Annotated in this window: 18 protein-coding genes; 12 read left to right on the top strand and 6 right to left on the bottom strand. The window is 71.3% G+C overall.

Annotated elements, in window-relative coordinates:
- The first annotated feature begins 61 nt into the window (after nucleotides 1-61).
- The 8 genes from OG587_RS45420 (at nucleotide 62) to OG587_RS45385 (ending at nucleotide 4694) form a co-directional block, all read left to right on the top strand.
- Complete coding sequence (locus OG587_RS45420; protein WP_329085212.1) at nucleotides 62-721, top strand: RsmD family RNA methyltransferase; 660 nt, start codon at nucleotides 62-64, stop codon at nucleotides 719-721.
- 15 nt (nucleotides 722-736) lie between these two features.
- Nucleotides 737-1213 carry a pantetheine-phosphate adenylyltransferase gene (coaD, locus tag OG587_RS45415; protein WP_329085210.1) on the top strand — a complete coding sequence of 159 codons (477 nt, stop codon included), beginning with the start codon at nucleotides 737-739 and terminating at the stop codon, nucleotides 1211-1213.
- A gap of 66 nt (nucleotides 1214-1279) precedes the next feature.
- Nucleotides 1280-1831 carry a YceD family protein gene (locus OG587_RS45410; protein ID WP_329085209.1) on the top strand — a complete coding sequence of 184 codons (552 nt, stop codon included), beginning with the start codon at nucleotides 1280-1282 and terminating at the stop codon, nucleotides 1829-1831.
- Between the two features lies 1 nt (nucleotide 1832).
- Nucleotides 1833-2012 (top strand): 50S ribosomal protein L32, encoded by a 180-nt coding sequence (gene rpmF, locus OG587_RS45405; protein WP_012894381.1) that lies wholly within the window; start codon nucleotides 1833-1835, stop codon nucleotides 2010-2012.
- Between the two features lie 263 nt (nucleotides 2013-2275).
- Complete coding sequence (rnc, locus tag OG587_RS45400; protein ID WP_329094214.1) at nucleotides 2276-2959, top strand: ribonuclease III; 684 nt, start codon at nucleotides 2276-2278, stop codon at nucleotides 2957-2959.
- A gap of 210 nt (nucleotides 2960-3169) precedes the next feature.
- Complete coding sequence (gene mutM / locus OG587_RS45395; protein WP_329085204.1) at nucleotides 3170-4036, top strand: bifunctional DNA-formamidopyrimidine glycosylase/DNA-(apurinic or apyrimidinic site) lyase; 867 nt, start codon at nucleotides 3170-3172, stop codon at nucleotides 4034-4036.
- Nucleotides 4033-4308: an acylphosphatase gene (locus OG587_RS45390; protein ID WP_329085203.1), complete on the top strand. Its 276-nt coding sequence runs from the start codon at nucleotides 4033-4035 to the stop codon at nucleotides 4306-4308. Before mutM ends, OG587_RS45390 begins: the two co-directional genes overlap by 4 nt.
- Nucleotides 4309-4499: 191 nt before the next feature.
- Nucleotides 4500-4694, top strand: coding sequence for a hypothetical protein (locus OG587_RS45385; protein WP_329085202.1), 195 nt, complete (start codon nucleotides 4500-4502; stop codon nucleotides 4692-4694).
- Between the two features lie 88 nt (nucleotides 4695-4782).
- On the opposite strand, the gene OG587_RS45380 is transcribed toward OG587_RS45385, so the two are convergent.
- A complete protein-coding gene (locus OG587_RS45380; RefSeq protein WP_329085201.1) occupies nucleotides 4783-5577 on the bottom strand; it encodes an alpha/beta hydrolase-fold protein in 795 nt (264 codons plus the stop codon).
- A 163-nt stretch (nucleotides 5578-5740) separates the two neighbouring features.
- Between OG587_RS45380 and smc the strand changes: the two genes are divergently transcribed.
- Together smc and ftsY are read left to right on the top strand one after the other, a co-directional pair.
- Nucleotides 5741-9427, top strand: coding sequence for a chromosome segregation protein SMC (gene smc / locus OG587_RS45375; protein ID WP_329085200.1), 3687 nt, complete (start codon nucleotides 5741-5743; stop codon nucleotides 9425-9427).
- Between the two features lie 118 nt (nucleotides 9428-9545).
- Nucleotides 9546-10733 (top strand): signal recognition particle-docking protein FtsY, encoded by a 1188-nt coding sequence (gene ftsY / locus OG587_RS45370; RefSeq protein WP_329085198.1) that lies wholly within the window; start codon nucleotides 9546-9548, stop codon nucleotides 10731-10733.
- A gap of 294 nt (nucleotides 10734-11027) precedes the next feature.
- On the opposite strand, the gene OG587_RS45365 is transcribed toward ftsY, so the two are convergent.
- The 3 genes from OG587_RS45365 to OG587_RS45355 are packed head-to-tail and all read right to left on the bottom strand — an operon-like array spanning nucleotide 11028 to nucleotide 13959.
- On the bottom strand, nucleotides 11028-11825 hold the full coding sequence (locus OG587_RS45365; RefSeq protein WP_329085197.1) for an ABC transporter ATP-binding protein: 798 nt from the start codon (nucleotides 11823-11825) through the stop codon (nucleotides 11028-11030).
- The gene (locus OG587_RS45360; RefSeq protein WP_329085195.1) at nucleotides 11822-12910 is read right to left on the bottom strand and encodes a FecCD family ABC transporter permease; all 1089 of its coding nucleotides are present in this window, start codon (nucleotides 12908-12910) and stop codon (nucleotides 11822-11824) included. Before OG587_RS45360 ends, OG587_RS45365 begins: the two co-directional genes overlap by 4 nt.
- On the bottom strand, nucleotides 12907-13959 hold the full coding sequence (locus tag OG587_RS45355; RefSeq protein WP_329085193.1) for a FecCD family ABC transporter permease: 1053 nt from the start codon (nucleotides 13957-13959) through the stop codon (nucleotides 12907-12909). Before OG587_RS45355 ends, OG587_RS45360 begins: the two co-directional genes overlap by 4 nt.
- Nucleotides 13960-14059: 100 nt before the next feature.
- On the opposite strand from OG587_RS45355, the gene OG587_RS45350 reads away from it, so the two are divergent.
- Together OG587_RS45350 and OG587_RS45345 are read left to right on the top strand one after the other, a co-directional pair.
- Nucleotides 14060-15079 (top strand): ABC transporter substrate-binding protein, encoded by a 1020-nt coding sequence (locus tag OG587_RS45350; protein WP_329085191.1) that lies wholly within the window; start codon nucleotides 14060-14062, stop codon nucleotides 15077-15079.
- A gap of 623 nt (nucleotides 15080-15702) precedes the next feature.
- Entirely contained in the window at nucleotides 15703-16299 is a 597-nt protein-coding gene (locus OG587_RS45345; RefSeq protein WP_329085189.1) for a sigma-70 family RNA polymerase sigma factor, read from the top strand.
- A 112-nt stretch (nucleotides 16300-16411) separates the two neighbouring features.
- Here the strand turns inward: OG587_RS45345 and OG587_RS45340 are convergent, their stop codons facing one another.
- Both OG587_RS45340 and OG587_RS45335 read right to left on the bottom strand, forming a co-directional pair.
- A complete protein-coding gene (locus OG587_RS45340) occupies nucleotides 16412-17350 on the bottom strand; it encodes a sensor histidine kinase (protein WP_329085188.1) in 939 nt (312 codons plus the stop codon).
- A 59-nt stretch (nucleotides 17351-17409) separates the two neighbouring features.
- Complete coding sequence (locus tag OG587_RS45335) at nucleotides 17410-18246, bottom strand: DMT family transporter (protein WP_329085186.1); 837 nt, start codon at nucleotides 18244-18246, stop codon at nucleotides 17410-17412.
- Between the last annotated feature and the right edge of the window lie 77 nt (nucleotides 18247-18323).

The raw sequence follows: 18323 nt of genomic DNA, 5'->3' as shown, positions 1-18323 counted from the left end.
GTACGACGCCCCGGGGCGGGAGCGTGGACGGCGGCGGGAACGGCACTGAGAGGATGGCCGGGTGAGCCGAGTCATCGCGGGAAGCGCAGGAGGACGGCGGCTGGCCGTGCCGCCGGGGCGGGGAACCCGCCCCACCAGTGACCGGGCCAGGGAGGGGATCTTCTCCACCGTGGGGTCGCTGATCGGCCCGCTGAAGGGGTGCCGGGTGCTCGACCTCTACGCGGGTTCGGGGGCGCTCGGGCTTGAGGCGCTCTCCCGGGGGGCCGGCCACGCGCTTCTCGTGGAGTCGGACGCCAGGGCGATCCGGACGATCAGGCAGAACGTCGCCTCACTGGGCCTGCCGGGGGCCGAGGTCGCCGCCGACAGGGTGGAGCGGCTGCTGGCCAGGGGTCCCGGAGGCGCTCGGGGCATCGGGAACGCCGGAAACGCCGGAAACGCCGAGCACCCCGGGGACGTTGAGCACCCTGGAGACGTTGAGCACGCCGGGAGGCCGTACGACCTCGTCCTCGCCGACCCGCCGTACGCGCTGGGCGCCGAGGAGGTGGAGGCGGTGCTCGGGCTGCTGCGCGACCGAGGCTGGCTGGCCGAGGACGCGCTGGTCGCGGTGGAGCGGGAGAGCAGGGGAAAGGATCTGGTCTGGCCTCCGGGGTACGAAGAGGAGAGGGTCCGTCGTTACGGCGAAGCGTCCGTTTGGTACGGTCGCGCCGCCGGGAATCCTTAGAGCAGGGGGTCCACCTTGCGTCGCGTTGTCTGTCCGGGATCGTTCGATCCCGTCACGAACGGTCATCTGGACATCATCGGCCGGGCTTCCCGGCAGTACGACGAGGTCGTCGTAGCCGTACTGATCAACATCGAGAAGAAGAGCCTCTTCACGGTGGAGGAGCGCATCCAGACCCTCCAGACGGTCACCAAGGAGTACGGGAACGTCCGCGTGGACAAGTTCCACGGCCTCCTGGTCGACTACTGCAGGCAACAGGAGATCCCCGCCATCGTGAAGGGGCTGCGCGCGGTCAGCGACTTCGACTACGAGCTCCAGATGGCGCAGCTCAACTACCGGATGTCCGGGGTGGAGACCCTGTTCATGGCCACGGGGCCAGAGGTCTCCTTCCTGTCGTCCAGCCGCATCAAGGAGATCGTCAAGTACGGTGGGAACGTGGCCGGGCTGGTACCTGATCTTGTGCAGGAACTCCTGGTCGAACGGCTCAGGGGCTAGGCCCTGCTATTCTCTTATTTCGGCCTTGCACGACGGCGATGATGCGCCATGCCTAATGAGAGCGAAATGACTCAGCACCTTGACCCCCGAGCCCCATGGGTGATCTCGACCCATGACCTGGGGCGGCGACCAGGGTCGATGCGCAGGATGAATCTCGCGCTCCCGGCACCGGCGGACATCGGCGTCGACATGATCGGCGTCCCCAAGGACGCCGACGTCGAGCTGGACATCCGGCTTGAGGCGGTCATGGAGGGTGTGCTCGTCACGGGCACTGCGCAAGCCCCGCTGCGGGGGGAGTGCGCACGCTGCCTGGAACCGGTCACCTCGCTAACCGAGGTGGACTTCCAGGAGCTGTTCTTCTACTCGGCAGAGGATGCTGCCGAGAGTGACTCGCTTCTTGACGGCGAACTTCTCGACCTCGAACCCGTGTTTCGCGACGCGGTTGTGCTCACACTGCCGTTGAGCCCGGTCTGCGGTGAAGACTGCACCGGGCTCTGCGTGAAGTGCGGGGTCAGGCTGGCCGATGCCGAGCCTGGCCACAGCCACGAGGTGATCGACGCCCGCTGGGCAAAGCTGCAAGGTCTGGTTCCGGAACATAACAACGATCAGGAGAGCTGACGTGGCTGTCCCCAAGCGCAAGATGTCGCGGAGCAATACTCGCTCCCGCAGGTCGCAGTGGAAGGCCGCCGCGGTTTCGCTCGTGAGCTGCCCCCAGTGCCGCTCGCCGAAGCGTCCGCACGTGGCGTGTCCGACCTGCGGCACTTACAACCGCCGTCAGGTGATCGAGCCCTCCGCCTGATCGCATTCTGACCGACGGATGCCGGCCGGGTCCTTCACGGGCCCCGGTCGGCGTCACCGTCTGCACCCCCTGCGATGGCGGTCCGCCCGCGGCTGTGGTGGACGCCGGGGTTCGCGGTAGAATCGCGTGCCCTCCCGGCGCCCACCACATCTTCGGGCATCTCACTCCTTCCTTCGCCATCGCGCATTCGCTGAGAGAACGTGCGAGGAGAAGCCGTGGGTACAAGCGTCAAGCCTGTCGCCGTCGAGTTCGTCAAGGAAGAGCTGGAGCGCCTCCTGCTGGTGCGCCTTGACGTCGCCATCCTGGAGCGGGCGCTGACGCACCGCTCCTACGCGTACGAGAACGGCGGCCTGCCGACCAACGAGCGCCTGGAGTTCCTCGGCGACTCGGTGCTGGGCCTGGTCGTCACCGACACCCTCTACCGCAACCACCCGGACCTGCCCGAGGGGCAACTGGCCAAGCTCAGGGCCGCGGTGGTCAACATGCGCGCCCTCGCCGACGTGGCCCGCTCGCTGGGCCTGGGCCGCTTCCTGCGGCTCGGCCGGGGCGAGGAGGGTACGGGGGGCCGCGACAAGTCCTCGATCCTCGCCGACACCCTTGAGGCGCTCATCGGCGCGGTCTACGTGAACAGGGGCCTGGACGAGGCGTTCCGCGTCGTCCACCTGCTCTTCGACCCCCTCATCACCCGCTCCGCCTCGCTCGGCGCCGGGCTCGACTGGAAGACCTCCCTGCAGGAGCTCACCGCGTCCGAGTCGCTCGGCGTGCCCGAATACCATGTCGAGGAGAGCGGTCCCGACCACGCCAAGTCCTTCACCGCGGTCGTCCGCGTCGGTGGCGAGGCGTACGGTTCGGGGTCGGGGCGCTCGAAGAAGGAAGCCGAGCAGCAGGCCGCCGAGGCCGCCTGGAACCGCATCCGCGAGGACCGCGAGCGGCGCGAGGCCAGCTGACCGGCTCACCCGGCGCCCGAAGAAGCAGGATCGAGCGGGACGGGCGGGACCGAACGGGGCCGCGAAGGGCTCGGGGCCAGCTAATCTGCTGACCGGCCACTCGTCGCCCGAGCAGGATCGCGACAGGTGCGAATCCGGCCGCCCGCCACACGGGTCGCCTGGTTCAGCCCGAGTTCACCCATGTCGCACGAGTCGCCCGAGGAGAGACGCATGCCCGAGCTGCCCGAGGTCGAGGTGGTACGCCGCGGTCTGGAGCGATGGGTCTCCGGCCGGGTCGTCGCCCGCGCCGAGGTGCTCCACCCGAGGGCGATCAGGCGGCACGTCCCCGGCGCCGCGGAGTTTTCCGCCAGGCTGGAGGGCCGCACGGTCGGTCCCGCCGAGCGCAGGGGCAAATACCTCTGGCTGCCCCTGGACGGCTCCGACGCGATCCTGGCCCACCTCGGGATGAGCGGCCAGCTGCTGGTCGTGGAGCCGGACTCGGCGCCGGAGAGGCATCTGCGCGTCCGGATCGGCTTCACCGACGGCGGTCCCGAGCTGCGCTTCGTCGACCAGCGGACCTTCGGCCACGTGCTGGTGACCGGCATGACGCACGCCGGCGGCCGGGCGGTGCCCGAGCCGATCGCGCACATCGCGGCCGACCCGTTCGAGAGGCACTTCGACGACGACGGGTTCGCCCACCGGCTGCGCGCCCGGCAGACCGAGGTCAAGCGGGCTCTCCTGGACCAGTCGCTGATCAGCGGTGTCGGCAACATCTACGCCGACGAGGCCCTCTGGCGGGCCAGGCTGCACGGCGCCCGTCCCACCGCGACGCTGACCGGGCCGAAGGTGGCCGAGGTGCTGGCCGCCGCCCGGGAGGTGATGTCCGCGGCCCTGTCCGAGGGCGGCACATCCTTCGACAGTCTTTACGTGAATGTCAATGGGGAGAGCGGTTACTTCGACCGTTCCCTCGCGGTTTACGGTCGGCGCGACGAACCCTGCTCCCGGTGCGGCGCCCCGATCGTCCGCGAATCGTTCATGAACCGTTCCTCCTACAGTTGCCCCAGCTGCCAGCCCAGGCCGAGGGGGGTCACGGCGTGACGGACGTACGGCTGACGGCCTGGGTCAGGGGCCGGGTGCAGGGTGTGGGTTTCCGTTGGTGGACGCGTGCCAGGGCGCTCGAACTCGGCCTGGACGGCTGGGCGCGCAACACCGAGGACGGCCGGGTCGAGGTGGTCGCGCAGGGCCCGGAGGAATCATGTGCGAGGCTGCTTGAACTGCTCGGGAGCGGGAACACGCCAGGTAAGGTCGACGGAGTCGTCGAGCGCTGGAGCGAGACCAAAGCCGATGTCGAGGGTTTTGTCGAGCGCTGACCACTTCCCCAAACCGCCCAAAATAAGGTATAGTTGACCGTCGAGAGTGCCTACTGGTGCATCCACCCGGAGCGTTCAACTTGACCGCCTCCCTCACCGGTGCGACTCTTGATAAAGAACCACGCGCACCCCTCCCGCGGCAAAGAAGTGCGCGAACCAGTCTGGTCACTCAGCGTGGAGGACCCTTTACTATGGCGAAGGCTCTACTCGGCCACGTCGGCGGTCCCGACCCTCGTATGGTCTCGGAAATGCGTCGCCTCCAGCAGCGCATCCGTGATCTCGAGGGAGAGCTCACCCGGCTCCAGGCCCAGAACGACGAACTCGCGGCTAGCACCCGCGATGAGGAGTTCAACCGTCTGCAGGATCGCGAGCCGGCCCTCACCTAACGGGGGCCGGGGCGGAACACACTGTCCAGGGACGCCTCGAGGGGCGTCCCTTGTCATATCGATACGTACGTCACACCCGTAACGTGCGTCATATATGTCGTGCCAGGAAGGCCAGCTGCTCGGGTAACACCCTGCGGCGGTAGGCCGTGTCCTGGCAGCCTTTGCTGATCCCTCCTTCGGCCGTGGCGCCCAGCGCCTTCAGGCCCTTCAGCATGGTCTGGGTCTGCCGGGCCCACGCGTCGCGCTCACCGCACCCCAGCCAGACCGGGATGTCCACGAGCTCGCGCAGCGGCGCCTGCGCCGCGCTCACCGTCGGGGACGCCGCGACCACCGCCCCCACCTGCTCGGGGCCGAGCTCCGCGGCGAGTCTCAGCGCCCCGGCGCCGCCCGACGACCAGCCCATCAGCCCGATCTTCGTGGTGTCCATCCCGTTCGTGTTCAGGTACGGCAGCAGCGTGCCCGGGATGTCGGCGGAGGGCCAGTCGTCGATGGAGGCCACCGCGAAGCGCCCGCCGCCCGCGGCCAGGTAGCGGTCGACCGCGTAGACGTCGAACGGCGTGCGCGCGTCACCCGCGGCCCCATGAAGCATGATCACCACGGGTAGCCCGTCCACGGCCCCCGGCGGCATTCCGACGATCACGCGCCGCCGGTCGACCTGGCTCCGCTGGAGCGTTCCAGGAGAGGTCGCCGGAGGCTCGGGGACCGCGCCGCAGACGATCTGGGCGTACGCGCCCCGGATGCCGTCGGGTCCGGCCGCCAGGGCGGCGCCGCCGAGGCCGAGCGCGGTCAGCCCGCCGCCCACGAGGAAGGCGCGCCGTCTGAGAAGACCCCTGCCGCCCGATGGGTGTGATGGAGCTCCGCCCCCACCGCGTTCCGCGTCCATGCAGGGCACCATAGGCGGTGCGCGGGCGGGCGCGGGTGAAGAACGGTAGTCTTCCCGCGTGACTGAAGCCGTGGGCTGACAAGGGAAGACGCGTTCACCGGCGCCCGGGACGCGGCGCGTGACACGCCGGCCGGCGCGGCCGCGCCGTGGATGGGGGGTTTCGTTGTATCTCAAGACCCTTACCCTGCGCGGGTTCAAGTCCTTCGCCTCGGCCACCACGCTCCGGTTCGAGCCGGGCATCACCGCTGTCGTGGGTCCCAACGGATCCGGCAAGTCCAACGTGGTCGACGCCCTGGCCTGGGTGATGGGCGAGCACAGCGCCAAGTCGCTGCGCGGCGGCAAGATGGAGGACGTCATCTTCGCCGGCACCTCCTCGCGGGCCCCGCTGGGACGCGCCGAGGTCACGCTGACCATCGACAACACCGACGGCATGCTCCCGATCGACTACACCGAGGTGACGATCAGCCGCCTGATGTTCCGGGCGGGCCAGAGCGAGTACGCCATCAACGGCGACACCTGCCGTCTGCTCGACATCCAGGAGCTCCTGTCCGACTCCGGCATCGGCCGCGAGATGCACGTCATCGTCGGGCAGGGCCAGCTCGACCAGGTGCTGCACGCGGGACCCGAGGAGCGCAGGGCGTTCATCGAGGAGGCCGCGGGCGTCCTGAAGCACCGCAAGCGCAAGGAGAAGGCGCTGCGGAAGCTCGACGCCATGCAGGCCAACATGACCCGGGTCCAGGACCTCACCACCGAGTTGCGCCGCCAGCTCAAACCGCTGGGCCGCCAGGCCGAGATCGCCCGCAAGGCCGCCGTCATCCAGGCCGACCTGCGTGACGCCAGGCTCCGGCTGCTCGCCGACGACGTGCTCACCCTGCGGACCACCCTGGAACGGGAGATGGCCGACGAGGAGGCCGTCCTCACCCGCCGCGCCGCGGTGGAGACGGAGCTGGAGCAGGGCCAGGTCGCCGAGTCCGAGCTGGAGGCCGCCGAGGCCGAGGCCCAGCCGCGCCTGGCCGCGGCCCAGGAGACGTTCTTCCGCCTCTCATCCCTGCGCGAGCGCCTCAGGGGCCTGGCCGGGCTCGCCGCCGAGCGGCACCGGCACGCCACCGACACCGCCGTGGAGCGGCGCGGGCGCGACCCCGAGGACTTCGAGCGCGAGGCCGAGGAGGTCCGCGAACAGGAGCGGGTCCTGGCCGAGCTGCTCGACGGAGAGCGGGAGTCGCTCGCCGGAGCGGTGGCCCGGCGCGCCGAGACCGAGGCCGCACTCGCCGCCGAGGAGCGGCGGCTGGCCGCGGAGGCCAGGGCCGCCGCGGACCGGCGCGAGGGCCTGGCCAGGCTCAGGGGGCAGGCCGGGGCGGCGCGCAGCCGGGCGGGGGCCGCCGAGGAGGAGATCGGCAGGCTGCGGCGTTCGCTGGAGGAGGCCGAGCAGCGGGCCGAGGAGGCGCGGGCCGAACACGAGGGTCAGGAGCGCGCCGAGCCGTCCGCCGACCCCGCCCTCGCCGAGGAGCTGGAGATCGCCCTGGAGACGGTCGAGCAGGCCAGGGAGTCCGTCGAGCTGGCCAGGGCCGGGGTCGAGGAGGCCAAGGCGGCTGTCGCGGGCCCGAGCTCCGCGCTCGGCGCGGCCAGGGCCGCCCTCGCCGCCGCCCGCAAGGCCGACCAGCAGGCGCAGCGCCAGGTGGCCGCTCTCGAGGCCAGGTTCGAGGCGTTGGAGATGGGCCTGGCCGGTGGTGCCGACGGCGCCGCCGCCCTGCTCGCCGCCGACCTGGCCGGGGTGCTCGGCCCGGTGGCGACCATGCTGTCCGTGCGGTCCGGTGTGGAGGTGGCCGTCGCCGCCGTGCTCGGGGCCGCGGCCGAGGCCGTCGCCGTCGAGTCGCTGCAGAGCGCCGCCGACGCCATCGAGTTCCTCAGGGGCCACGACGGCGGCCACGCCACCCTCGTCATCGCCTCCGGCGAGGCGGGGAAGGGCTCGCCGGGGCAGGTGCCGCTGGCCGGAGCCGAGTGGGCGATCGACCTGGTCACGGTCTCCGCCGAGCTGCGGGCCGCCGCCGCTCACCTGCTCGCGAACGTGCTGGTCGTGGACGACCTCGCGACGGCGAGGAAGGCGGTCGAGCAGCGCCCCGAGCTGCGGGCCGTCACCCGGTCCGGTGACCTCCTGGGCGTTCACGCCGCCAGGGGCGGCTCCGCGGGCGGCACCTCCGCGCTTCAGATGCGAGCCGCCCTCGACGAGGCCGCCGCCGACCTGGCCGAAGCCAGGGTCGCCGCCGAGCTGGCGGGAACGGAGCTGGAGGAGACCGCCGAGGCCGAGGCGGAGGCGCAGCTCGCGGTCGAGACCGCCCAGGCGCGGGTCGCCGAGGCGCAGACGGGCGTGCAGAACGCGCAGGCCGGGGTCAACGCGGCGCAGGCCGCCCTGGACCGGGTCAGGGCCAGGCAGCGCGACGCGGACCAGAAGGTCGCCGCGGTGGCGAAGCGTCTCGCCCAGCTGGGCGCCGCCGCCAAGGCGGCCCGCGACGAGTGCGAGCGCCTGGCCAGAGGCGTACGGGCCGCCGAGGAGGCGCGCGACCGCGACGCGGCCGGTCTCGCCGAGCTGGAGGAGCGGCTCGCCGCCGCCGTCGGCGCCGAGGAGCTGGAGACCGAGCCCACCACCGACCTCCGCGACGAGCTCGCCGAGATCTGCGCGACGGCCAGACAGGACGAGATGGAGGTCCGGCTCGCCGTACGGACGGCGGAGGAGCGGGTCAGGGGCATCGAGGGCAGGGCCGACGAGCTGACGCGCGCCGCCGAGCGTGAGCGCGAGGAGCGTTCCAGGGCGGCCGAGCGCCGCGAGTGGCGGCGCAGGCAGGCCAGGACGGCGCAGGCGGTCGTCCGGGGCGCCGAGCTGGCGCTGCGCGCGCTGGAGACCTCCCTGGGGGCCGCGGCCGGCGAGCGCGACGAGGCCGAGCTGGCGCGCGGGCAGATCGACGCCTCGCTCAAGGCCGTCAGGATCCGCGTCCGGGAACTCTCCGGTGAGCTGGACAAGCTGGTCAACCGGGCGCACGGCAGCGAGGTGGCCCGCACCGAGCAGCGGCTCCGCCTGGAGCAGCTGGAGGGGCGGGCGGTGGAGGAGTACGGCGTCGAGACCGACACCCTCATCGCCGAGTACGGCCCCGGTGAGCCGGTCCCGACGGCCGACGGCGAGCCCGTCCCCTACGACCGCGACGAGCAGCTCAAGCGGGCCAGGGCGGCCGACCGCCAGATGGCCCAGCTCGGCAAGGTCAACCCGCTCGCGCTCGAGGAGTTCGCGGCGCTCGAGGAGCGGCACTCGTTCCTCACCTCTCAGCTGGAAGACCTCAAGAAGACCCGCCGCGACCTGCTGCTGGTGGTCAAGGAGGTTGACGACCGGGTCGAGCAGGTGTTCGGCGCCGCCTTCGCGGACGTGGCCCGCGAGTTCGAGACGATCTTCACGCGGGTGTTCCCCGGCGGCGAGGGCAGGCTGCTGCTCACCGACCCCGAGAACATGCTGACCACCGGCGTCGAGGTCGAGGCCCGGCCGCCGGGCAAGAAGGTCAAGCGGCTGTCGCTGCTGTCGGGCGGCGAGCGGTCGCTGACCGCGGTGGCGTTCCTCGTGTCCATCTTCAAGGCGCGCCCCTCGCCGTTCTACGTGATGGACGAGGTCGAGGCCGCGCTGGACGACACCAACACCCAGCGCCTGCTGACCCTCTTCGAGGAGCTCCGGCAGACCTCGCAGATCATCATCATCACCCACCAGAAGCGCACGATGGAGATCGCCGACGCGCTGTACGGGGTGTCGATGCGCGGGGACGGCGTCACCCAGGTCATCAGCCAGCGCCTCAGGGAACACGAGTCCGTCTGAACCGTCGGGGGAGCGCGATCGCGAGGGGTCGGGTGGTGACCGTCGGTGAAGGACCGCGGGCCCGTCCGGAGCACCGGGGTGTCGGAGCATCCCGGGGCGTCTGGAAAACTGTGCTCTTGTGGAAGCCTATCTCGGCATAATCGCGATCATCGTCGTCATCGCCCTGTTGGCGGCGGGCGGCATGCTCCTGCTGTTCAGGTCCGGGGGCAGGACCGCGCCGCCGCGGGTCGAGCCGCCCGAGGCGCCGTCGATCCCCGAGGAGACGAAGGCCCCCGGCCGGGGCTCGGTCCTGGAGGACGACGCGACGACCACCGTGCCGCCGCCGGCCAAGCCGGTCGAGCCCGCGGAGGTCACCGTCGTCGCGCCGGTGATCGAGGTTCCTCCGCCGTCCGCCGGACGGATGGTGCGGCTCCGCGCCCGGCTGGCCCGGTCGCAGAGCACGCTGGGCAAGGGGCTTTTGGAGCTGCTCTCCCGCGACCGTCTCGACGACGACGCCTGGGACGAGATCGAGGAGACCCTGATCACCGCCGACGTCGGCGTGACGCCGACCCGGGCGATGGTCGACGAGCTGCGCACCCGGGTGAAGGTGCTGGGCAGCCGGACGCCCCAGGAGGCGCGCGCCCTGCTCAGGGAGCAGTTGCTCGCCCAGATCGGCGTCGACATGGACCGCACCCTGCACGTCACGCCGCACGGCGAGCGCCCCGCGGTGGTCCTCGTGGTCGGCGTGAACGGCACCGGCAAGACCACCACCACCGGCAAGCTGGCGCGCGTCCTCATCGGTGACGGCGGCAAGGTCGTGCTGGGCGCCGCCGACACCTTCCGCGCCGCCGCCGCCGACCAGCTGCAGACATGGGGAGACCGCGTCGGAGCCGCGGTCGTCCGCGGGCCCGAGGGCGGCGACCCCGCCTCGGTGGCCTTCGACGCCGTCGCCGAGGGCATCAGGGAGAAGGCCGACGTGGTGATCGTCGACACCGCCGGGCGGCTGCACACCAAGACCGGTCTGATGGACGAGCTCGGCAAGGTCAAGCGCGTCATCGAGAAGAAGGCCACGGTCGACGAGGTCCTGCTCGTCCTCGACGCCACCACGGGTCAGAACGGCATGCGCCAGGCCCAGGTGTTCGCCGAGGTCGTCAACATCACCGGCATCGCCCTGACCAAGCTCGACGGCACCGCCAAGGGCGGCATCATCATCTCCGTCCAGCGCGAGCTGGGCGTCCCGGTCAAGCTGGTCGGCCTCGGCGAGGGGCCCGACGACCTGGCCCCGTTCGACCCCGAGGTCTTCGTGGACGCGCTCCTCGGAGACTGAGTCCCCCGCCCTGCCCCGCCTCGCGCCGTCATCGGCTCGGGGCGTCGCGGGCGGTACGGGCAGGGGGGCCACCCCGGCGGCGCCCGGACCGCGTTCCGGTGCTCGGCCCGGTTCGGGACGGATGCTCGGATCGGTCTCGGACGTGTGCTCGGGTCGCTCCTGGATGTGTGCTTGGTCCGGTCTCGGATGTGTGCCCGGCCCAGTCCCGGATGTGTGCTTGGTCCGGTCTCGGACGTGCGCCCGGGTCGCTCCCGGACGTGTGCCCGGCCAGGTTCCGGGCGGATGCGGGGCGGGTCAGTGCCGGGGCTGCTGGGACAGGGTGCCGATGGGGATGACCAGCGGGGTGCCGGCCACCGGGTCCTCGATGACCTTGGCGTCCAGTTCGAAGACCTCCGCCAGCAGGGCCTCGGTGAGCACCTCGGCCGGAGGCCCCGCGGCGACGACCCTGCCGTCCCGCATGGCCACCAGGCGGTCGGCGTAGCGGGCGGCGAGGTTCAGGTCGTGCAGGACCATCACCACGGTGCGGTCCAGCTCCCCGTGCAGCCTGCGTACCAGCTCCAGCACCTCGATCTGGTGGGCCAGGTCGAGGAAGGTCGTCGGCTCGTCGAGCAGCAGCAGGTCGGTGCCCTGGGCGAGGGCCATGGAGATCCACGCCCGCTGCCGCTGCCCGCCGGACAGCTCGTCCAGCGGACGGTCGCCCAGGTCGAGCAGGCCGGTCATGGCCAGGGCCTCGCCGACCGCGGACTCGTCGTCGGAGGACCACTGGCGGTACCAGGTCTGGTGCGGGTGCCGTCCCCTGGCGACCAGATCGGCGACGGTGAGCCCCTCGGGCGCCGAGGGGGCCTGCGGCAGCACGCCCAGGATCCTGGCGACCTCCTTGGAGGGCATCTTGTCGATGCGCTTGCCGTCGAGCAGCACCTCGCCGCCCGACGGCTTGAGCAGCCGTCCCATGGCGCGCAGCAGGGTGGACTTGCCGCACCCGTTCGGCCCGATGATCGTGGTCACCGTCCCGGCCTCGATCCCGAGGTCGAGACCGTCGACGACGACGCGGTCTCCGTATCCCAGCCTGACGTCGACGGCTTGCAGTCTCACTGGCGGGCCTCTCTGCGTACGCGGATGAGGAGATAGATCAGGTAGGGGGCGCCGAGGACCGCGGTGACCACGCCCACCGGCAGCTCGGCCGGGGTGAACGCGACGCGGGCGACCAGGTCGGCGCCGGTGGTGAGGACCGCGCCCACGAGGGCCGAGACGACCAGCGGGGGCTGGGCCACCCCCGCCAGGCGCAGCGCGATCTGCGGGGCGGCCAGGGCGACGAACGCGATCGGCCCGGCCGAGGCGGTCGCCGTCGCCGCGAGCAGCACGGCCGCGAGGATCATCACGCCCCTGGCGAGGTTCATCCGCACTCCCAGGCCGGTCACGGTGTCGTCGCCGAAGCGCAGCGCGCCGAGTGAGCGGGTGCCGAGCAGCGTCGCGGGGACGAGGACGGCGAGCGCGATCGCGACGGGCACCACGTGCTCCCAGCCCCGGCCGTGCAGCGAGCCGCTGATCCAGACCATGGCCCGGCTGCTGTCGTTGACGTCGCCGACGGTCAGCAGCCAGTACTTGAGGTTGGTGCAGATCGCCGAGACCCCGATGCCGACCAGGACGAGCCGGTAGCCGTCCAGGCCGTTGCGCCAGGCCAGCAGGTAGACGGCGAGCGCGCCGGCCAGGCCGCCCAGCAGGGCCACGAGGGGGACGCCCACCTCGGCGAGGGCGCCGCTGGTGCCGCCCCAGGTGTTTCCGGCCGCCACGATGACCGCGACCACGGTCACGCTGGCACCGGTGGTGACGCCCAGGATGTCGGGGCTGGCCAGCGGGTTGCGGGCGATGGCCTGGGTGATCGCCCCGGCCAGGGCGAGCGCCGCGCCGACGAGGGCGCCGGTCAGCGCGCGGGGGAGCCGGAGCTCCATGATCACGAAATGGTCGGGCCCGTCGCCGGTGATCGCGCGGAAGACGTCGAGGACGCCCATCGGGATGTCGCCGAGGCGCATGCTGAGCGCCATGAACAGCACCGTCGCGGCCAGCAGGACCAGCGCCGCGGCGACGGAGCGCGGCCGGAGCGGCCAGGAGGCGGGGCCGACGCGCAGCGCCCGCCTCTCGGCGGGAGGCCCGGCGGGGGGCGCGGTGGAGGTGGTCACAGCCGCACCGGCTTCCTGCGTCGTACCAGAACGATGAAGAACGGCGCGCCGACGAGGGCGAGGACCACGCCCACCTCCAGCTCGCCGGGGAAGGCCACCACGCGGCCGATCACATCGGCGAGGAGCAGGGCGGCGGCGCCCGCCAGGCCCGAGTACGGCAGCAGCCAGCGGTGGTCGGGGCCCGAGAGCGGCCGGGTCAGGTGCGGCACGATCAGGCCGATGAAGGCCAGCGAACCGCAGACCGCCACGGAGGCGCCGCTGAGCAGGGTGATGGCGGCGATGCCGACGACACGGGTCAGGGTGATGTTCTGGCCGAGCGCGCGGGCGACGTCCTCGCCCAGGGAGAGGGCGTTGAGGCCGGGGGCGTTGATCAGGGCCAGGATCAGGCCGGCGGCGATGAAGGGGAGGACCTGCCAGGCCACGTCCGCGCCCCTGGCCGCGATGGAGCCCGACTGCCAGAAGCGGAAGACGTTCATGGCCTGCTCGTCCAGCAGGACCAGCGCCGAGGTGAGCGCGTACAGGAACGCGCTGACCGCGGTGCCCGCGAGGGCGAGGGTCACCGGCGTGGGACCGCCCCTGCCGCCGGCCATGCCGAGGGCGAACACCCCCGCGCTGGCGAGGAGGGCCCCGGCGAGACCGAACCAGATGTAGCCGTACGGGCTGGTGACGCCCAGCACGATGATGCTGAGGACCATCGCGAACGCCGCCCCCTGGGTGACGCCGAGCAGTGCGGGGTCGGCCAGCGGGTTGCGGGTGTGGCCCTGCATGAGGGCGCCCGCGACGCCGAGGGCGATCCCGGCCATGACGCCGATGGCGGTCCTGGGGATCCGCAGCGACCGGACGACGATGTCGTTCTCGGTGCCGGTGGGGCCGGTGAGCGCGTGCCAGACGTCGGCCGGAGGGACCGGTTTGGCGCCGACCGCGAGGCTCAGCACGACCGTCACCACGAGGGCGGCGAGCAATCCGGCCAGGACGAAAAGGCGGCGCCGGTGGGTTTTTCTCAGACCCGCGCCGGGGGCGGGCCGTGAGACGGCCACCGCGTTGATCACCTGACCTCCTCTTTCTTGCTCGAACCGGTACGAGTATGCCAGCTTAGGTATGGCTAAGCTAAAAAGGGTTGGCCTTAACGTGGTGAAGGGATTCATGAAGATGAGAGCGTTGCACGCCCTGGCCCTCGGGGTGGCGGGAGTGGTGCTGTCCGGCGGCCTCGCCGCCTGCGGCTCGACCACCTCCGGTACCGCCGGGGAGACCTCCGGCACCGCGGGCGCGTCCGCCGCTCCCGCGGTGAGCGACGCGGCGGCCTACCCCCGCACGGTGAAGCACGTCATGGGGGAGACCGAGATTCCAGCCCAGCCCAAGCGGGTCGTGGCCCTCGACCAGAGTTTCGTCGACGCGGTGCTGACCCTGGAGACCGACGTCGTGGGCTTCACCAGCTACCGGACGATGAAGGAGAAGCTTCCCGAGTATCTGGCCCCGGTCCTCGGCCACGCCAAGGAGGCCACCTCGGTCGGCACCCTGGAGCAGCCGAGCCTGGAGCGGATCGTCGCGCTCAAGCCCGACCTGATCATCTCCGCCAAGATCCGCCACGAGGCGCTGTACGAGAAGCTGTCGCAGATCGCGCCGACGGTCTTCAGCGAGACCACCGGGGCCATCTGGAAGGACAACCTCAAGCTCGTGGGCGAGGCCCTGGGCAAGGAGGACCTCGCCGAGCAGAAGATCAAGGAGTACCAGGACCGCGCCGCCAAGATCGGCGAGTCCATCAAGGCCAAGGACGGCGAGCTGCCCACCGTCTCCGTCGCCCGTTTCGCGGGCGAGCCGACCGTCCGCCTGTACGTGGAGAACTCCTACTCGGGCCTGGTGCTGAAGGACGTCGGCTTCACGCGCCCCGAGGACCAGCCGACCGTGACCGACACCATCATGGTCCCGATCAGCCAGGAGAACATCTCCCAGCTGGACGCCGAGCACATCTTCGTCTCGGTCTACGAGGACCCGGCGGTCGAGCCGGTCAAGGAGAAGTTCGAGGCCAACCCGCTCTGGGGCAGGCTCAAGGGCGTCAAGCACGACGTCAGCGACACCACCTGGATGACCGCCGTCGGCATCCAGGGAGCGCACTCCATCCTCGACGACCTGGCGAAGTTCTTCGAGGTCGACCCGGCGAAGGCCGCCTGACCCCCGCCCGGCGCCATGATCGACGGCGGGCCCGCGGGCCGCGGCGGGCGACGCCCGCCGCGGCCGGACCGCCGAGAGGTTTCACGGTCGTGCTTGGTGAGCCGATCCGGCCGTCTACCTGGCCGTACGGGAGGCTCTGCCGGGACGGTTGCGGGAAAGCGGGCGGGCGAGGGCGTCCGGGTGAACCGCAGGGGTGTGCCGACCCGTCTCTTAAGGAGAGATTAAGTCCCCAACGCGTGGGAAGCGGGGAGACGTGGAGATGGGTGTCGGAGTTTCTCAGGGTGCGGGCCTCAGCCCGGTGGTCGGACTCGGTCGTTCGGCGGCGGGTTTCCGGGCCGTGGCGATCGACGTTTCTCGCCACCCCAAAGGGGCTGCTACCTGGGGTTATGTGATGATGGACACATCTTCGACTGAATCAAGGGAACGATGTTACGATACTGAGACTTGCCTGGCTGTAGAGCGTGTCGCACCCGCCGTTGGCGCAGCCACCGATCAATCCCCTGACCACGTAGAGCTTTTAACGGCCTCCTTACGAGGTGCCTGCGAGCATCGAGTACGCCGTCAGAAGGAGCGCATCGTCTCTTCGCCGGGCGGCAATGGGGGGAAAGCACGAGGGGGGTCCAATGATCACGATGACGGAAGAGCAGCGCCAGGACTGGTTCGAGCGTGATGTCGTGCCGGTCACCAGCCAGCTCTACGCGTCCGCGATGCGTCTGACCCGTAACACCGCCGACGCCGAGGACCTGGTCCAGGAGACCGTCACCAAGGCCTTCACCTCGTACCACCAGTTTCGTGAGGGCACCAACCTCAAGGCGTGGCTGCACCGCATCCTGACCAACAACTTCATCAACGACTACCGCAAGAAGCAGCGCTCGCCCAAGCTCTCGGCCACCGAGGAGATCGAGGACTGGCAGCTCGCCGCCGCCGAGTCCCACATGTCCAGCGGTCTCAAGTCCGCCGAGACCGAGGCGCTGGAGCAGCTGCCCGACAGCGCGGTCATGAACGCCCTGCGCTCCCTGCCCGAGGACTTCCGGGTGGCCGTCTACCTGGCCGACGTCGAGGGCTTCGCCTACAAGGAGATCGCCGAGCGGATGGGCACCCCCATCGGCACGGTCATGTCCCGCCTCCACCGAGGCCGGCGCCAGCTCCGCACCATGCTTGAGGACTACGCCCGCGAGGAGGGTGGCCTCCGCCCGGCCGAGGAGGTCCAGGCCGCCTGACGCCCTGCCCTCTCCCCGCCTTTCGGCTTCGCGTACGGCCCGCACCCGCTCCGGGTGCGGGCCGTACGCGTGTCCGGGGCCTCCGCGCATCCCGCGTATCGGCGGGGGACGGTCACTCCAGCGTCATGTGGAGCCTGACCCTCAGCTCCCCGTTCACGCCGCGCACCTGCACCAGGTCGCAGAGCTGGCGGCTGATCCAGAGCCCGTAGCCGCGCGGCGACCCGGGCTCGGGCGGGAGGTAGCCGGGCAGCGGGACGTCCAGGTCGCCGCCGCCGGAGTCGGCGATCTCGCACACGATCTCGCCGTCGGCCGCCCAGATGGTCGCCCGGCCGTGTCCCGCCCCGTGCTCCACGCTGTTGGCCGCCATCTCCGAGGCGCTCAGCACGAGTGAGGCGATCAGGTCGCGCCTCATGCCCGCCCGGCGCGCGTGGTCGGTGACGAGCGCGCGCAGCCGTCCCAGCTCCTCCAGGGTGAAGTCGGTGACCACCGCGGACGGCGGCGGGTCGGGGAGGGCGAGGTCGTCTCCCGGCAGTGCGAACCGCTCCGGGGAGACGTAGCGGTCGCTCCGCCGCAGACCGGCGCCGGTCAGCTCCGCGGGATGGGTGCGAAGGACGTGGTCGAGCGCGAGCGTCTCGTCGTACAGGCACCACAGGCTGACCGGGACTCCGGCGAAGGCGGCGTTGAGCACCGACTCGTAGCGGATCCACTCGCGGGCCTGCCGCTCGGTCCAGCCCGACCACACCGGCTCCCCGACGACCAGTGGCCGCTCCCGCTGTCGGACGTAGTCGTGGAAGGCGGCGAGGGTCCGCGTCGGGTGGGTGTACCACTCCTCGGCGAGGTGGCGGTCGATGAGGCGGGCGTCCGAGCCGAAGGCGTCACCGATCAGGTCGAGCCCGCGCTCGCCCGTGACGACCAGGATCCGCCGGCCCTCGCGGAGGGCGCCGGCGATCAGGGGCTGGAGGAGTCCCAGGAAGCCGGAATCGGAGCCGTACGCGACAGCCGTGTGCGCGAACGGCCCACCGGAGTCGAGGGACGCCCGCTCGGGCTGCACGGGGATGACCGTAACAAGCGTCCGGCCTCAACACAACAGAGTCAGTTCGCGACATCCGGTCAACCGGACGCGATCAGCGCGACCGCGGCGAGGGTGAAGCCGATCCCCACCACCTGCACCGTGTTGAGCCGTTCTCCCAGGAAGTGGCGGGCGAGCAGCAGGGTGCTCGCCGGGTAGAGCGAGACCAGGACGGCGACGAGGCTGAGCATCCCGCGCTGCTGGGCGAGCACGAAGAGCACGTTGGCGGCCATGTCGAGTATTCCGGCCGCGAAGATGACGCGCAGCGTGCCAGGTCCGGGGCGCAGGGCGCGGCCGGTGGCCACGGCCAGCAGGGCGATGAAGGTGACCGAGATCAGGCGTGCCCCGAGCAGTGGCCACATGCCGCCGTCCGCCGGAGCCTGGGCGATGATGACGAAGAACCCGCCGAAACCCGCGCCCGCGGCGAGCGAGGCCAGGATCGGGCCGTACCCCCGGCCGGTCCTCCCGTCCGAGGTGCCGCGGCTCACCATCAGGACCGCCAGCAGCGCGAGGATCACCCCGCCCAGCGCGACCGGCTCGGGGCGCTCCCCGACGGTCAGTCCGAACAGCACGGGCAGCGCCGCCGAGACGGTCGCGGTGATCGGCGCCACCACCGACATCACGCCGGTGGCCAGCGCCCGGTAGAACAGCACGACCCCCGCCGTGCCGCAGAGCCCGGAGACCGCGCCCCAGGCCAGGGCCGCAGGCGTGGGGGTCTCCGGCAGGAACGGCAGCAGAGCGACGATCAAGGCCAGCCCGGCGAGCTGGGAGAGGACCACCACCGCGAGCACCCGCGACCGGCGGGTGGCCAGACCGCCGAGGAAGTCCGCGGCGCCGTACACCAGCGCGCAGGTCGTCGCCAGCACCACAGCCGTCACATTCCACCTCGGTTCAATAGACTGTACTGATAGAACAATATATGGAGTGCAATAAAGTGTAAAACGAGTTCACTACA

It is taken from the genome of Streptosporangium sp. NBC_01469, from assembly GCF_036227305.1.
GTDB lineage: Bacteria > Actinomycetota > Actinomycetes > Streptosporangiales > Streptosporangiaceae > Streptosporangium.
This window is presented reverse-complemented; position numbering and strand designations above follow the sequence as displayed.

What these genes read in the sequence shown, in the direction of transcription:
- OG587_RS45410 (WP_329085209.1), top strand. Translation starts at nt 1,280, where the DNA reads ATGACTCAGCACCTTGACCCCCGAGCCCCATGGGTGATCTCGACCCAT.
- mutM (WP_329085204.1), top strand. Translation starts at nt 3,170, where the DNA reads ATGCCCGAGCTGCCCGAGGTCGAGGTGGTACGCCGCGGTCTGGAGCGA.
- OG587_RS45385 (WP_329085202.1), top strand. Translation starts at nt 4,500, where the DNA reads ATGGCGAAGGCTCTACTCGGCCACGTCGGCGGTCCCGACCCTCGTATG.
- OG587_RS45380 (WP_329085201.1), bottom strand. Translation starts at nt 5,577, where the DNA reads ATGGACGCGGAACGCGGTGGGGGCGGAGCTCCATCACACCCATCGGGC.
- OG587_RS45350 (WP_329085191.1), top strand. Translation starts at nt 14,060, where the DNA reads ATGAGAGCGTTGCACGCCCTGGCCCTCGGGGTGGCGGGAGTGGTGCTG.
- OG587_RS45345 (WP_329085189.1), top strand. Translation starts at nt 15,703, where the DNA reads ATGATCACGATGACGGAAGAGCAGCGCCAGGACTGGTTCGAGCGTGAT.